Raw genomic sequence first — 15,719 nt, 5'->3', positions numbered from 1 at the left:
GCGCCCAGAAGCCCGGGTAACGAATTTCGCTCACCTGGTGCACTCACGTACAGCGCCAAATTCATAAAGGACTCCGTGTGCAGCTGCGCGACGAGAGCCGACCCGGCCCTAGCCGCGAAGAGCAGCTAGGCGAGTTGGCTGCCGGGAATTGGACGTTCCCGACTGCAACGCTGTCCGCTCAAACGGCGCGACCGACAAAGTTCATCACATCACCACCATTGCCCGTGTGGCCGCGGACCTCGACCGGGACGACGACTGGCTGCGGGACGTCGCCAACAAAATGGCGATCGAGGACGGCTTCATCTGGGTCTACCGCGTCGGAGAAGATGAGATCTAGGCGTTCAGCGACTTCGGTATCGAAAACCTGATCGAGTTCGTCCGGATGTACGAAGATATCTCGACCTGGCTCAAGCGCTGGCAGCCCGGGATACCGCAATCAGCCTGCGGTCTACGCTGGATACGAACTCCCAGCAAAGAGGAGCGCTTCGTGGATGCACGACGGATCGTATTGATGTGCATGCTCGCCGCTCGACCGGGATCGCTACGGACCGCCGCGTGCAATCCAGAGCAGCAACTGGTCGACGCGATGAGCTAGACCAAAGAGCACAAAAGGACCAGCGCCGGCGCGACACGCGCGCAACCGGGATCGAAGCGACCTTCCCGACTTGCCCCCTCGATGCTGCCATACCGGAGTTCGTCCCTGACGCCGGGACGGTCCGCGCCGAGCGGCACGATACCTACGATTCGCACAGCGACGGCCGACGTCCCGCGCCCGGTCAACTACCAGACCTAGCAATTGATGGAGATGACGGACACATGCCAGTCAGTGCCGGTGAAACTCGCTCGGGCCACATCAAGGAAGAAGTCGCGATGCGATATAGTTCCGGCAAATCCAATGGAGCTGATGGATGTTCTGTCTGGTCCCGCAGCTATCAAAACGCCTCCAATCGCGCTCTCCATCTTCCCATGAGAGCCAATCAAGGCCTTGTGCCGGCCTCAGCGAGCTTACGGGCGTCAAAAGATGTTAGCCCCTTCTGCTCGCCTGTGCTTCATCCCATGGACCGAGCTGCGGGCGGCGTTTCTCGGGTCCGGCGTGTTGTTATGCGAGCTCAACTACTGGGCGGCTCTCTGTTGAAGAACATTGCTTTTCGTCGTGGCAGCGGATTTGTCGTGAGAATCCCTCGGCTCCGTGCGCCGGCCGCCAATCCTAGCGAACGCTCACATCGAGCAGGCCACTCTCCGTGTCGACATGGTGCAGCAGATGCTTGCATTCGATTAGCGATCGAGCGGCTGGGTTGTGTCGCGCTGGGTACCACCACGTTGGTCAAGCTGCGCCAGCAGGGTGATAGCGCGGAAGGCTGAGCGGGTCTCGTTGGCATAGAGATGCCGCCTGGCCTCAAGCGTCACCTAGACCGCCGAGCACAAGGATCGCGAACCGCTCTAGGCCGTCAGGTGGAAGTGCACTTTATTCAAATCGACGGACGTGGAAATCACTATGCATCGTTGCGGTATAGCGCCAGTATCCATGCGGGCATACTCGGCTGGCGTCTTGCTTTCATCTCTCGACCAAGTGCGAAGCCAAGAGGGCGTATTCTCCTTTCCCTGATAGCTAGTCTTGCCGGCAGTTCGGCGGCGGCAGAAGGTGGTGATAACTCTGGCCCTAGAAGTCACAGCCCCGATGAGCTCGCTGAGGCAAGAAGCCAAACAATCGCGAATCCGGCTGTAACCTTCCGAAGCGCCCGGCCCAAAGCAGCGGCGCGCCTTTCTGGGAACTCGCTGCCAAAAGCAGCTATGTCTAGTACAACGCCCGACAGTGAGGTGGACACCGCCAAGAGCAGAAGTCAAAAGCAGATTGACCGATTCGCAAAATTCGAGAAGCTCCGCGAAAAAGGTGCGGCGTTCACTGGGCCTGGTCCTGCGGACACGATAGGTCAGGATACAGCTTCTGTCAGATCCGAGCTTTCGGATTTCGGGATTGGATTCGCTGGCTGGACCCTAAACACGTTTGTCAACAATCAAGTCGGTAATGCCACCAGAAGCACCATCGCCAATCAACAATATGTCGGCCAGAATCCGACATTTAGTACGGTCAACTCTATGATCGTGACCTATGACCTCGCTCGGTTTGGAATTCCAGACGGTCAGATCGTCGTGGGATCCGAGCATCAATATTGGACATGGAAGAGCGCCGGGCCAGACCGACTGGGAATCAGTGCAGTTTCCTACTATCAAACGTTGTTCGAAAGGAAGATCGAACTCAAAGTGGGTTACCTCAGGAACCAACATGAGTTTGCGGGTGCCGGAGAAAAAGTTTTTGGACCGTCGTCGAAGATGCTGTTCCAAGCAGGCATGAGCAACAATTGGGCGCCAACGCCGGCTCTTAATCTGAAGTACAATTTTGACGATCGCTTATATAACAAGCTCTCAATCCAGCGCTCGCTTAGTCCAGCCGGTCAATATACGCATGTAAGCGAAAATCCCACTGGCTTGAACTGGAGCACGCGCGACGCGGGCATTCTTTTGCTTGATGAAGTTTGCTATAAGAACAAGCCTACTCCCGGCGTACCCGAGACTTGGCTGCGGGCTGGCGTGGGCTTTAACAACAGCAGCTACACGGACCTACAGCATCCGACGCAACCGACGGCCAAGGCGAACAGCGTCTACTATGTAGCTGCGGATAGGCAATTCTGGCAGTCTGCCGTCCATGGCTCGGCATCTCGCGGAATCTATGGCGGGTTCTCTGTGATGTACGCTCCGCCTGACCTAAATAGGGCTAGTCAGTACTACGAGCTTCGCCTGTATGCGAAGGGCCTGTTTGACAGCCGGCCCACTGATCAGATGAGTCTTGTTGTCAACAACACCATCTGGAGCCATTTCGCGGTGGACGCTGCATTGGCGAAAGAGCAGCTGGCGCACCGGGACAGCACAGCAATTTCGGGACTGTATACGGCGCATCTGGCGCCCGGGATATATACAACCGTAGGACTGACGTACATCAATCACCCGACAAGCATTACCTACACGCCGCAAACAGGACACGCCCTGAATATCTTGGTATCTACGTCGGTATTCTTCTAGGCTCTGAGGACTGCGCGGAGCGGCATGTAGTCGATGTCCCACTCGCCCTTTTCAACGGTATGGGCCACCCATCACGGCGATTTTGGTATCCGCTTTGCTCCTGACGCGAAGCCGGGTACCGCGTAAATTGAGCCTTGATATCCAATGTAGCATGCTGTTGGGAATGGTAGGTTAGAGCCTTTGCTGCTTCGGTCTACGAGCGATAGGCCGACGTCGTACTTGCGCAAGAGCTATACCCTCCGGCCGCGGAATGATCTCCCATGCTCATTTGTTCAATCGAGTGCAGAGCTTGCGGCAGCGACATTGCTTTCGGATGATTGCTGGTGCAGCTCGTCAGAATCGCGCCCGAGCTCGTACTCTGCCATGACAGGCCGAAATCGTGCCCTCGGAGCTTAGTTCACGCCGAAGAGGTGTGGTAAGCGGAACCGCGACACAGATGCCAAAGCTACCCAACTACGGCAATCGCTATATCTGTCCGACGGTCGTGGCGCTGGCCGAAAGGCAATGCGCGAGCTCGGCGGACACGTGCCCCCCTTCGGCGGCAAATCGACCGGACGCGGCCGGATGACTTGCGCCACTCGAATGCTGACTCATTTTCGTCGGTCGAGACGAGCTTTAGCATCTTACTCCAGCAAGGAGGTCGCCTCCCGAGTCTGCGGCGCGTTAGCCCTCCCATCCAATTGTGCGTGGCGTTCTGCTGGGTTCACTTCTCTTCTCAAACATCTATTCGCGCGAACATGCGATAAGAGCAGTGCATGATCGGTGAATTTTGCCGAGCCTTGCTAGGCAACCTTCGTGGACGGGTGCTTCGTCGTCTTGAGGCGCGTTACACTGCTTCGACCGTCGACGCTGACGGGCGCGTCACCATCGATTGTGGCACGATGAACGACGCGATGCTGGTCACCGTAATCGTTGACCGCATAATGCTGCGTTGCGCGGTTATCCCAGATCGCGACATCGCCTTCTTTCCAGCTCCAACGTACGGTGTTTTCGGGTGCCGTGATATGAGACTGGAATAGATCAAACAGCTTCTGACCGTCGCGTTTTGGGATACCAATAAACCTTTGCACCAGATCGCCGAGCACCAGGGCGCGCTCGCTGGTCTCGGGATGTACACGGACCACCGGGTGCTCCGTCTCATAGATCGTTTTGGTAAAGACCTCATCAAAATGCTTCTGGTCGATTTCGCGAACACGGCAGGTCCCAGCGTAGTCGAAGGCGTTGCTGTGAACGGTCCAGAGTTCGTCGGCAAGCCGTTGGAGCGGCCGCGGCAGATCCAGATAGGCGGCCACAGCGTTCGACCAAATCGTATCGCCACCGGACGATGGGACCACAATGGCTCGCAGCACCGCAAGTCTAGGATACGCCGCGAGAAAGGTTCCATCGGCGTGCCATACATCGGCCCGGCTACCTCCGCGCGCGGAATCAAGCTCGATGATCGAGGCCGTTCCATTGACCGTACCGAGTGTCGGATGCGGCACCAGCCTTCCCAAACAAGCAGCAAATCGCTCCTGCTCCGCGTCATCAAGATGCCCCTGATCGCGGAAGAAGATCACCTTGTGTTCGAGCAGCAAGCTGGTGATCTCAGCGATGGTTTGGCTCGGTAAATCACCCGAGAGCTTAATATTTCCGATTTCAACACCGATGCGCGCTGCGCGCTTGACGACGTCGGTCAGTGGAATGACCCTCTCGGTCGAAGCCGTTTGTTTCATTGCGAATATTTCCAAGCTTTGCGGATTCTTCAAGCGGACTAGGGCGCGTGTGACTAGGTTTCGTAGGCGAGCCTCGCGCTACGGGTACTCTCGAGCAAGCACCATGCCAGTTGGAAAACGGAGCTGTGAACGTCCCTCAGGTACGGGACCGGGTTTGAGTCGAACAGTTTGCCAGGAACTCGATGCCACCCCCCACCCTCTTTCCAACCCACCCGGGCCGGCCGCGAAAGGTATAGGGCGCATAGTCGATAGAAAATGTACCGCTCGGCACTCGAAGAGAAAGGCCATACGGTCCTCGTGCAACGTCGGGCAGCCAGCCTTGCGCGCTGTTCTCGTCCAGTATGCGCACTCCGCTTAACAGTTTGCGGCAATCGGCCAGTCTCGAGCCGCCTCTGCGAACGGACCATCACCGGCTCTCAAGGTGTCCGGGACCTGCCTTGGCCGTGATCACTGCCGAAACAGCATCGGCTGGAAATGGAAGAGGAATAGATGACCCTGGAAGAGCTCCAAACGATTGAACTACGGCTTCATCCAGGCGAAAGCCATTGATCCGCGGCACTGGGCTCGCGATGTTCTCGATGCACCGACGTCCGAGCACGGTAAGGCAGATGTTCTGCACGGTCCGGCTGGATTTGCCCAACAAGCCAAAGATATGTCCACTACCAGTCTTTACAGGTGTTTCAATGTTGTCAAAGTAGTTGCCCTCGATCAGCACTTGCACAGATGGTCCAGCATCCACTGCATGGAAGAATCCGCCGCTCTGTTGCGCATTCGTGTTGTGGAAGTAATTGTTGAGGAGATGAATAATAGCCTGGGCACCGTCAATGTGCGGCGCCCGCCCTGAGATCTCATGGAAATAGTTATTTGCGATGGTGATCGTCTGCGGGACACCAAGAAAAAGGAGATTCCAATAGTGCTCCCCGTTACAATAGGAGGAATAGGTATCGCTGCCATCGAAGTCGTTCCAGGAAATCGTAATATTCGTCGTAGGGCCAAGGCCGCCGGCAATCATCTGCCGCCCGATATTATGAAACCGGTTGTGATCGATCCAAACCAGGTCGGCTCGTGCAATTGCAATAGCATCGCCGGCAAATATCATGCCTTGATTGATATCACTGATGGTCAGGTTGCGAATAACGACGTTGCTGACCCCATTTAGGCGCAGCCCCTTCCCTTTGATTGTCGCGCTCGGGCCAACGCCGATCACCGTCTTGTTTGAGCCAATCTCCAGCGGGTGCTTGCCGGCCCTGTCGAAGCCGACCAATGTCTTCTCCTTGCCGTCGCAATGCGCATCGTTGCCATCTATAAGGAGAAGGGACTCACTTTTATACGGTGCCGAACAAGCACGGCGGTATTGGCAACCCTGCCCCTCGCCTTGCCCTTCCGTACCGGTAAAGTCTATGGTTCCGGCTACCTGAATCTCGCGCGGACTATTGTCATTGCAGCGCCCGAAGCTGTACGAACGACACAACTCATACTTCAGAGCTTTGGTTGATCTGACCTGAACTACCTCGCCTCCAAGGCCGCCCGTCGCTGCAGAGCCAAAGCCATTGAGGGCTTCCGATCGCACATAGTTCGATCCGAGCACGGAAGAGACGCCGACGACGACAGCAAGTCCACCGAGCACGCGCAACGACCGTTTGATGTGCTTCATCGTGTCCCTCATAGGCATGTGCTCTCTTTTACCCGGAAAACCCGCACGAGGACTTGAACTCTCGAACTCAAATGCTGAACTGGAATAGGCCATCAGCATCCGGCGTTAACGCCATCAGATCGTCCTCAATAAGGCAGGATCGGAATATCGGAACCATGCTACGCAACAGGTGCAGCCGCACGCTCCGCACCAGCTGTGATGGATCTGGGTAGCCATTGAGCCAATCACGGCCGATGAGAGCAGCGGTCGACCTTCGAGAGCCCCGTCAGAGGAATACTGTGGGGTGCAACACGTCTGGCCTAGGAGTTTGTCCCAAGTTTTGATGGTGCATTCTTATCGCACGATTCGAAGGATGCGCTATGGGACAAGTTTTACACGGCTGCGCCACGACGACGGAGGCGGTCCGTCGAGCAATACAAAATAGTCAAGAGAGCCTGAGAGTGCTCGCCAAGCGCTATGGGATCAACCAGAAGACTGTCGCGAAGTGGAGGGAGCGCGAGACCGTCGCCGATCTCCCGACAGGCCCCAAAGAAGCCAAATCGACCGTGCTTTCCATCGAGGAGGAGGCGATCATCGTCGCTTTCCGGCGGCATACGCTATTGCCGCTCGACGATTGCCTCTATGCGCTCCAGCCGACCATCCCGCATCTGACGCGATCATCCCTGCATCGCTGTCTCCAGCGCCACGGGATCAGCCGATTGCCGGAGGTCGGAGGCAGCAAGCCTCCGAAGAAAAAATTAGAGGCTTATCCGATCGGCTATTTCCACATCGACATTGCTGAGCTCCAGACCGCTGAAGGCAAGCTCTACCTCTATGTCGCTATCGATCGCACCAGCAAAGTCGCCTTCGTGCAACTGGTCAGGAAGACGGGAAGGACCTCGGCCTCGACCTTCCTCGAAGCTCTGATCGCGGCTGTCCCCTACAAGATCCACACGGTTCTCACCGACAATGGGATCCAGTTCACTTTCCCCCCGCGCTACGCGGACGGCCCCACGGCAAGAGAGCTGGCTCCGCAAATTCGGACAGTAGCTTGAGTGGATTTTCTGCCTGACAGCGGCGAGGATTCTTGCCGCGAATCAGGAGCGAAGATGACGAAGAAGAGCCGCCGGACGCATTCTCCGGCATTCAAGGCGAAGGTTGCTTTGGCTGCGGTCAAAGGCGACAAGACGCTGGCGGAGCTGGCGCAACTGGTTGATGTTCATCCGAACCAGATCACGATCTGGAAAAACCAGCTCCTGGAAGGCGCCGCCGGCGTGTTTGGGCATGACAAGGCATCGGCCGAGACGCCGGTCGATTTGAAGGCGTTACATGCCAAGATCAGCGAGCTGGCGTTGGAAAACGATTTTTTGTCCGGCGCGCTCACCAAGGCGGGCCTGCTGAGCGCAAAGCGATGATCGACCGCGGTCATGATCTTTCTATCGTGCGCCAGGCGAAGGTCCTGAAGCTGGCTCGCAGCACGGTCTACTATGAACCTCGGCCAGTTTCGGCCGAGGACCTTGCCTTGATGCGTCGGCTCGATGAGCTGCATCTCGATTATCCCTTCGCGGGAGCGCGTATGCTGCGATCGTTGCTGCGGCGGGAGGGCGTATACGCCGGTCGCCGCCACATCGCGACGCTGATGAAGCGCATGGGGATCGAGGCGGTCTATCGTCGCCCGAACACGAGCAAGCCGGCACCGGGTCACAAGATCTACCCGTACCTGTTGCGCGGATTGAAGATCGAGGGGCCCGACCAGGCGTGGGCAATGGACATCACCTACATTCCGATGCGGCGTGGCTTCGTCTATCTCGCGGCGGTCGTCGATGTGTTCAGCCGACGGGTCCTGGCCCATCGCGCCTCGATGACAATGGAGGCGGCCTTCTGCGTCGAAGCGGTCCAGGAGGCGTTGGCGAAGCACGGCAGGCCCGAGATTTTCAACACGGACCAGGGCAGCCAGGTTCACCCGCCTCGAGTTCACCGATGTGCTGCTGGACGCGAAGATCGCCATCAGCATGGACGGCAAGGGCGCCTGGCGCGACAACGTGTTTGTCGAGCGGCTCTGGCGCACGGTCAAATACGAAGAAGTTTATCTCCGCGCCTACGACAGCGTGTCCGAGGCGCGAGCGTCAATTGCCAAGTATCTGGCCTTCTACAATCAGGGAGGCCCTCACTCGAGCCTTGACGGGCGCACGCCCGACGAGGCTTACTTCGGCACGCAAGCTATGGTGATGGTCGCATGACCGTCGCCGACGATTTTGTCGTCGCTCTGGTCGGGCTACGCCCTCCCGACGCAACGACAAAATCGTAAGGCCCCGCGTTCAGCATAACCCGGCAGGAATCCACTTAAATCCCGCGGGGCGCTGTCCAAACAACCGGGGTCAGCTCTGTCCGCCGCGTCACCAAGACCATCCATCCGCCGCGAGATGAAGCGCCGCGCCGCGGTCGAGCCGGTGATCGGTCACCTCAAGGCCGAACACCGCATGAGCCGCAACCACCTCAAGGGCCGCGCCCGCGACCGAATCAACCCCGTCCTTGCCGCCGCCGGCTTCAACTTCCACCTTTTGCTGCGCTGGTTCGAACGGCTTTTGCGGCCCTGATGCAGAGGCTCCGGTGCATCATCCGCCAGCCGCACTACGCTTGAACCAGCGCGTTGCGGGAAACTTCACGGACGACATCCTACGCCGCATCAGCGCTTTACGCCACGCTCGCCAACCTCTCAGCACGCCGGCGAATAAGACGGGCTAGCTCCGGCTCCGCTCTCGTTGTGAGACACCATCATGCTCTGCGAACGGGCCGATTGCAGACCTTCAATCGGGGCGAAGTTGCACTTCAACCCCTTCAACCAGCTGCGCGCGCTATTCAGTTGAAGCCGACATCAGCCCCTTAGTCGGTTTTGCAATGCCTGCCGGTCGACGACGAGGTTGAGGAGGTTCAGATCTGCCTGCCGTCTTCCCGCGAGCCGTCTGACCAGCTCCCGGGTACCATCGACCACAAAGACACCGCAATCATAGCCGTTCCTCTGCTCGCGTATGAGGGCATCTCGCAAATCGGCTCCCACCCGCGCTGCGAGCGTTTCTGCAGGTCCGGCATTGTATGGCTCTAAGGAGTCGTAGTGATAGGCAACCGGCCTGTCGCGATCGCGGCGATCTACCAGCAGAAACGACCAATGGGAGCCGCGGTCAAGGAGGTCCGTAGCGCTCGCATCACTCACCGGCAAGAACAGGAAGTCGGCCGTATCGTTGCCATTCAGATCGTTGACAATGCGATGGAATGCGTTCAGGGCGTCGCCCTCCGTACCATGGCCCACCTGAAAGGCGATGAGAGGATCGACGAACCGGGTCCGGGCGGCGAGGTTTGGATTGCTTTGCCGCAACTCCTGCGACAGGAGCTCGTAGTCCCGCTGGATATGCGCGTCACCCAGCCATTCCCTGGCTCCGAGCACCCGTCCGCTGCGGTCGCCGGCAGAGGCACTCGCCGTCGAAGCGCCGATCCGGGCATCAGGAACCGAGGATGGGCCAGGGTGATGGATCAGTTGGGCGTCGCGGCGTCCTCGCGGCCCCAATGCGATGGAGTAGGTCTCACCGTTGATAGAGACCGGCTGGGGAGCCATTCGCGAACTCGGCAACAGCATTCTATTGTCCAGTACATCGAGCAGGAAGTCCGGCACCGCCTGTGAGCCATGCTGCCAATCCTCGCCGACGAGATATCCGATCTCCTCGAGCTCTTGCGGCTTGCCTGATGGACCGATGAAGAACGGCGGTCTGCCGGTCGGGCTGAGCACCGGCCTTGACTGGGCGTCGTCACGCATTTCCTGCGGTGTGGACGGCAGATCAGCGAAAGAAGTCAAATCGCGGTAGATGTCTGAGGACCGAGCTGGCGCGCCCTCCGGAGTTGGCCACTCGAAGCCGGACGGCACTCGTGGAGACCAGGTGAAGCTCGAGCCGGCCGGGTCCTGCCAACCGGTCGGTCCAACCGGGCCTTGCGGCGCCGGCCACTCACTTGGATCGAAGTCGGACGGCACGCGCGGGGACCAGGTCGAGCTCGACCTAGCCGGTTCCTGCAAGCCGGCCTGCCCAAACGGACCTAGCAGCGGCGGCCACTCACTTTCGGACGGCGGAGTCGGCAAATCTCGCGCCCAGGTTGAGGTTGAGTTCGACCCAGCCCTCTGCTCAGGGAAGCTCACACCCAGCGCTCTGTTTGCCTCAACGAGTAGCAGATACTGCTTGAGCTTCTTGAGACCCACGCTATCAACTCTCCCTGTGGCTTCCCTGAAAGCCCGGAGGTCTGCGCCCAGCGAGCGCTGCTGCTCACTATTGCCGTTGATTCGACTCGCGATGCTCTCCCTACCCTCTGTGCGGAGCCAATCACTGAACTTGCGTCGGATCGAAGCAGTCTGTTGAATTATTTTTCTTCTCTGTTCGGAAGCTGGGTCGAGGTTTCTCAGCTCTTCGTTAGCCAGGCTCGCGATCAGGCTGGCGTCGTCGTCATAAGCACGAGGTCGTTGTCTGTGTCGCCTGGTCTCGAGACCCAGGTATTGTCGAAAGAGATTGAGTGGGGCGCCCGGCTTTGTGGCTTTCTGGTACGCCGAATGATCTGCGCTCAATGACCGCTGCTGCTCAGCATTGCCCTCGATGCGGTCCATGATGCTCGGCCTGCCCTCTCTTCGAAGCCAATCACTAAAAGAGCGTAGGCTGGACGCCTTCGTCGAAGCGTCGTGTTTCTCCTTGCGAGTCGCGTCGGATCCAAGCTTGGATAGAGCGTCCGTCAAAAAGTCATCGATAATGGAGACGTCCTCCGGATGAGCCGCCAATGTTTGGCGCCCCATCAGGCGGGGCCCGGCGCCGACAGCTTGGAGCCCGTCAGCCCCGATCCTGCGAAGATGAGACAATGCCACGCTGAGGCGATCATCATGATCGCCGCCAGCTTCGACGTACTCGTCGATGTCGACGGCGAGCGACCTTGGCTCGTTGAACGCCCGAGGAGCCAGGGGATCCTTGTTCTGCGCTCGGAGCCAACGAGCAAACCCGTTGAGCGCTATCATATTGTTCCTGATCGTATCAGGGGGAACCGTTCCAGTCCCGCGGCCTCTGGTGCCATCGGGAGCAACTCTGTAGCTTTTGACGTTTTCCACGAACTGGCCGATCATCCGCTCGTCCTCGGGGTGCATCGGTTGCGCTCGCGTACCCACCCAGGCTGGGGCGGATATGGGATTTCCAGCCTGGAAATTCTGGAGTGCATTCAAGGCTGGCCCCACATGGTGCCTGCTATTGGCGCTCGCCACCTTATTAAATTCATCTTTATAGGCTGTCAGCAGCTCAGCATTGCCAAGCAGGTCGTTCAGAGTGACGCCTTTGGGTTGGAGGAATTCGCTGAACTTTCGAAGAGCCATCACATAATTATCGATCGTCTTCGCGGTACGGTTCGCGCTGCCCAATGCCGTCTTGAACTCTTCAATCAGCTCCAGGTCTGCCTCGGACGGACGACTGCGCTTTGCAAAGTCCATGCGAAGCTCCGAGGAGACGACATCAAACGCTGGGCCGCCGGACCACTTCTCACGGTGGCTTCCTCCAAAGACTTTGCTTAGTCCTGATTTGACCCGAGAGAACAGTCCACGGGGCTTGTTGTCCTTCGTCCGCGCCGTAGGTTGTTCCTCCGAGGGCGCTGCGTAGCGCATGCTGCTGAATGGCCCCTCCCGCAAGTCAGACCGGTAATTATTTGCAGCCGAACCAAGATGAGCGTGCGGAACATCGACGCTGTGACGCGCGCTGCTGAACGCATTGCTCCGCAGATTGGACCTTGGCGGCATTCGCATCGAACCACCAACGTCCGTACGCTGGATGTTTTCATGCGACCGTGCGGCTGGAGTGTCGGGGGAACTACCCCCCGAACTCTCCTCAGGAGAGCGGAGTTGCAGCTCGCCCAATTGCTGCTCGAAGCCAGCTTGATCCGCCTCTTGCCGCGCACTCTGCAGCTCCTGCAGCTCGGCGTGCCAGCGCATCCAATAGTCCGGATCGTTATAGATCGGTTCCACACCACTCTCCTACTAGATGAGACGACTCTTCAAGCCGCCTGGCAGCGACACCGGCGCGAAAAGCTAGACGTCAAGATCGCCAATTGAACAACAAGGGACCGTTATCGCGCGCGCTCCGAGCTCGTGCATTGCCGCAGAAGAGCGCCCCGGATTCCTGGGCAACAGCTGAGCTATCGCCAAACCTTAAACCAACGAAACCAAATACTCGCACGGTCCAAAAAGCCATGGTGCCGCCTCCCCCCTTCCAGGCAAGAAGGGCATGCGGCCACACCGCGATCGAAACTGGGCCGCCCCATTGCTGTTGGAAGGCGTCCGGGGTTTGAGAAGTTCCCTTGCAAACTCTCTTCGTCTTCAGTTCAATGTCCTCACATTAGCTACAACCAGCCGGCCGTGCCTGCACAATCAATACTCAAACGCACCTGCGCTCTTAGGACATTGAAGCCTCTCCTTCCGATCATGAAGCTTCACCGCATGTATGATTCGGACTGTACAACCTGACGCTACGTAGACTTCAACCCCGATCGCAGAGCCGGCTCCGGAAATGAGCTATCGCCAAATTTTGGTGACGGACGGGCCGGTCATGCGGCGGCGGTTTTGGGCTGACGGTCGGTCGGCTTGGCGATGCAGCACCTCCTCAGGGCTGAGAATGAAGGCCAGTGTCTTTGGCGCCTTTGGCGCACTGAATGATCTGGTCGAAATCCCAATCGAGGCCGAGCGTGGCGCGGTAGAGAAATCGAAGCGCCGCGACGGTCACTTGCACCGAGCGTGGCGCCAGCTTCTTCTCGTTCGTCAAATAGACCGGGTAGGCGTGCCAATCGGTCGGCAAGTCGTCGTCGGCGATCTCGTGTTCGTCTGCCCGCCGCCTGGGCCGGTTTCCATCTTCGGCCTCGAGCGCGGACCCTTTCGGAAGGGATCGTGCGCCGGCGGCGCCGCGCCGCTCATCAAGACTGTCGGTGCGGCCCCGGGTGCACACATCGAGATCGGCGCCGCCGTCGCGATCCATGGCGTGCTGCTGCCCCGATCCCGCCTCAGCCCGTCGACGCTCAGGGACGACCGCTTTCGCCTTGGGCGGGTAATCGTCGTTCCGCCTGGCATCGCTCAGCGCATGGAGTTTTGTCGTGCGGCCGCCTCGCGAGCGGCCGATTGCTTGATTGTGCTCCCCCCTTTTCCGCCGGAGGCACACCGGTGAGCTTTAATCGAGGTCGAGTCGAGCGAAAGCGCGACGGCATCTTTGCCGGGCTTGGCCAGCGCTTCAAAGATCGCGCACCATCGTCCGCGCTTTGCCCAACGATTGAAGCGATTGTAGATCGTCGTGTAAGGCCCGTATTCAGGGGGACAATCGCGCCACCGCGCACCCGATTGCAGCATCTGAATGAAGCCGCTGATAATGCGCCGATCGTCGTCCCGATCCGGTCCGGTCAGTCCCGTCGGCAGGTGAGGTTCTATCCGCGCCCACTGCTTATCATTCAACCAAAACAGGCCGCCACGCATCGCTCGTCCCCGAATCAAAATATGCGGAAGAGAATCACGTGGCGCAAATTAGGTACAGACCCTAGGCTAGGAGGATGGGCCGTCGCTCTTGACGTGCTGGACCGGCGGGAGGCGCTTGAGCTCTTCGCCATTTTCGACCAGCACCAGAACGCGTGGTGCATTCGCATCCCGCGGGAAACAGATAGGCGGCGCGGCTGGGATCCTCGTCATCCTGGATTGCACGTCGGATGTTAGGCCCCTGTCTGCGATATAGGTGGGCCAGATTGGGCCTGTATGTCGCGTGCCAGACACATCTCACAGACGGACGCCTCTTATCGACTTCTTGACCGGCGATCATCACGCCGCCGGAATGGCCAAGATTTCCTTGCTTTTGATATGTCCGTCCAGTGCCGGCGCGGATCTAGCACAACCAGTCACCGCCAACCTGCGACTCGCGGCGCGGCGAGCTGATGCGGCAAGGGCTCAGCCGCAACTCTGGCGTCCCACTCATAGCTCTAAGGTGAAGCTGCTCATGTGCTGCAGTCATCGGCACGAAGAGCCGAATTCGTCTGCAGGCGGTCCGTGGAAGGCAACGGCTGGCCAGCGTGCAAACGCACCCTCCGATCTGCACCTGCACCTTTGACTCATCATAGGCTTACTGGCCCAGGGGCCTAGAGCGCGGAGGAATGAAAATACCCACCAAAACTGATCGTTTCTGTGATCCGACACGAGGCGTACCCTAGTCCGAATCATGAGTCGCCCGGCTTTCCGTCGGGCTGCCGGGGAGCTTCGTCGATGTACACGCCGCGCTCCTTCCAAGTTGTCGATATCACCGACGTTCATCGGACGATGCGCGAGGCACGCACGGCGACACTGATCACCGCTACTCACGAAGGGCTTGTTGGAACGATGCTGCCCGTAGTACTCGACGAGCGCGAAGGCTCCATGGGCACGATTTACGCCCACGTGGCGCGTGCGAATCCGCAGTGGAAGCTGACACCGGCTGGCGAGGCGATGGCCATTTTCGCTGGGCCGGAGGCCTATGTCAGCCCCTCCTGGTACGTGACCAAGCACGAGAGAGGCGAGGCCGTACCGACGTGGAACTATGTCGCTGTGCATGCCTACGGGCCGATCGAATTCTTCGATGATGCCGATCGGCTGCGAAAGGTGGTCACGCGGCTGACCGATGTGCATGAGCGCTCGGGCAAAGACCGCTGGGCGGTGTCTGACGCCCCTGCCGATTTCATCAAAACGGAGCTGAAGGGGATTGTCGGCCTGCGATTGCAAATTACACGGTTGGATGGGACGCGGAAGATGAGCCAGAACCGCAACGCGGCGGATCGCGCCGGCGTCATCGAGGGGTTATCAAAGAGCGACCGTGACGAAGACCGTCGTGTGGCTCACCTCATTGCGATGACGAACCCGAACGACGTATTGTGAACGACGCGGTACCACCTGCATTTCTCCATATCCTCGACTGCTCTCCTTCTGCACAGCGATGCGCCGGCAGCGGACGGTTCCTGCTCGCGGCAGGTGCTTTTCACAGAGCAGAGAAAACCATACAGGACGCCATCGCTTGCGCGTCAGCTATTGCAACCGCCAACAGCGGCGCGCGGCCCCGAGGCCAACTCCGGAGAAGAAGAGCGGTACCTCGGTTGCAATCCGAGGTGCGCTTCGGGGCGCATGACAGAATGCTCTGCATTGAGATCGGATTCAAGTGGGCTGCCCCGGCTCCACGGTTCTCAAAGCAAGCGGTTTCGAAACCAGTTTAGTACGGAATGTTGCCATGGGCCGA

At 58.9% G+C, this 15,719-nt stretch carries 8 protein-coding genes and 4 pseudogenes; 7 read left to right on the top strand and 5 right to left on the bottom strand.

Features of this window, described 5'->3' with window-relative positions; genetic code table 11:
* The first annotated feature begins 148 nt into the window (after nt 1-148).
* The 3 genes from IVB45_RS06715 (at nt 149) to IVB45_RS06705 (ending at nt 3,078) form a co-directional block, all read left to right on the top strand.
* Entirely contained in the window at nt 149-337 is a 189-nt protein-coding gene (locus tag IVB45_RS06715; protein ID WP_247342263.1) for a hypothetical protein, read from the top strand.
* A gap of 45 nt (nt 338-382) precedes the next feature.
* Entirely contained in the window at nt 383-595 is a 213-nt protein-coding gene (locus IVB45_RS06710; protein ID WP_247363275.1) for a hypothetical protein, read from the top strand.
* A 1,223-nt stretch (nt 596-1,818) separates the two neighbouring features.
* Nucleotides 1,819-3,078, top strand: coding sequence for a carbohydrate porin (locus tag IVB45_RS06705; RefSeq protein ID WP_247342268.1), 1,260 nt, complete (start codon nt 1,819-1,821; stop codon nt 3,076-3,078).
* A gap of 782 nt (nt 3,079-3,860) precedes the next feature.
* Here the strand turns inward: IVB45_RS06705 and IVB45_RS06700 are convergent.
* Nucleotides 3,861-4,790 carry a TauD/TfdA family dioxygenase gene (locus IVB45_RS06700; RefSeq protein WP_247342271.1) on the bottom strand — a complete coding sequence of 310 codons (930 nt, stop codon included), beginning with the start codon at nt 4,788-4,790 and terminating at the stop codon, nt 3,861-3,863.
* A gap of 406 nt (nt 4,791-5,196) precedes the next feature.
* Nucleotides 5,197-6,444: a right-handed parallel beta-helix repeat-containing protein gene (locus IVB45_RS06695; protein ID WP_247363272.1), complete on the bottom strand. Its 1,248-nt coding sequence runs from the start codon at nt 6,442-6,444 to the stop codon at nt 5,197-5,199.
* A 359-nt stretch (nt 6,445-6,803) separates the two neighbouring features.
* Between IVB45_RS06695 and IVB45_RS06690 the strand changes: the two are divergent.
* The 3 pseudogenes from IVB45_RS06690 to IVB45_RS06680 all read left to right on the top strand — a co-directional run.
* Nucleotides 6,804-7,409 (top strand): annotated as a pseudogene (locus tag IVB45_RS06690) (DDE-type integrase/transposase/recombinase); the annotation flags it as partial.
* 123 nt (nt 7,410-7,532) lie between these two features.
* Nucleotides 7,533-8,663, top strand: a pseudogene (locus tag IVB45_RS06685) (IS3 family transposase).
* 171 nt (nt 8,664-8,834) lie between these two features.
* Nucleotides 8,835-9,020, top strand: a pseudogene (locus IVB45_RS06680) (transposase); the annotation flags it as partial.
* Between the two features lie 278 nt (nt 9,021-9,298).
* On the opposite strand, the gene IVB45_RS06675 reads toward IVB45_RS06680, so the two are convergent.
* The 3 genes and pseudogenes from IVB45_RS06675 to IVB45_RS06665 form a co-directional block, all read right to left on the bottom strand.
* Nucleotides 9,299-11,926, bottom strand: coding sequence for a Ulp1 family isopeptidase (locus IVB45_RS06675; RefSeq protein ID WP_247282781.1), 2,628 nt, complete (start codon nt 11,924-11,926; stop codon nt 9,299-9,301).
* Nucleotides 11,927-13,088: 1,162 nt separating this feature from the next.
* Nucleotides 13,089-13,457 carry a hypothetical protein gene (locus IVB45_RS06670; protein ID WP_026233973.1) on the bottom strand — a complete coding sequence of 123 codons (369 nt, stop codon included), beginning with the start codon at nt 13,455-13,457 and terminating at the stop codon, nt 13,089-13,091.
* 90 nt (nt 13,458-13,547) lie between these two features.
* Nucleotides 13,548-13,966 (bottom strand): annotated as a pseudogene (locus IVB45_RS06665) (IS5 family transposase); the annotation flags it as partial.
* A 753-nt stretch (nt 13,967-14,719) separates the two neighbouring features.
* Here IVB45_RS06665 and IVB45_RS06660 point away from each other — a divergent pair.
* Nucleotides 14,720-15,364, top strand: a complete 645-nt coding sequence (locus tag IVB45_RS06660; RefSeq protein ID WP_247342287.1) for an FMN-binding negative transcriptional regulator — start codon at nt 14,720-14,722, stop codon at nt 15,362-15,364.
* The last annotated feature ends 355 nt before the right edge of the window (nt 15,365-15,719 follow it).

Origin of the sequence: Bradyrhizobium sp. 4, assembly GCF_023100905.1 — a bacterium.
In the GTDB taxonomy this organism is placed as follows: Bacteria; Pseudomonadota; Alphaproteobacteria; order Rhizobiales; family Xanthobacteraceae; genus Bradyrhizobium.
The sequence above is the reverse complement of the archived record's forward strand: the minus strand, read 5'-3'. Positions and strand labels throughout refer to the sequence as shown.

What these genes read in the sequence shown, in the direction of transcription:
- IVB45_RS06710 (WP_247363275.1), top strand. Translation starts at nt 383, where the DNA reads ATGTACGAAGATATCTCGACCTGGCTCAAGCGCTGGCAGCCCGGGATA.
- IVB45_RS06700 (WP_247342271.1), bottom strand. Translation starts at nt 4,790, where the DNA reads ATGAAACAAACGGCTTCGACCGAGAGGGTCATTCCACTGACCGACGTC.
- IVB45_RS06695 (WP_247363272.1), bottom strand. Translation starts at nt 6,444, where the DNA reads ATGAAGCACATCAAACGGTCGTTGCGCGTGCTCGGTGGACTTGCTGTC.
- IVB45_RS06675 (WP_247282781.1), bottom strand. Translation starts at nt 11,926, where the DNA reads ATGGACTTTGCAAAGCGCAGTCGTCCGTCCGAGGCAGACCTGGAGCTG.
- IVB45_RS06670 (WP_026233973.1), bottom strand. Translation starts at nt 13,457, where the DNA reads ATGGATCGCGACGGCGGCGCCGATCTCGATGTGTGCACCCGGGGCCGC.
- IVB45_RS06660 (WP_247342287.1), top strand. Translation starts at nt 14,720, where the DNA reads ATGTACACGCCGCGCTCCTTCCAAGTTGTCGATATCACCGACGTTCAT.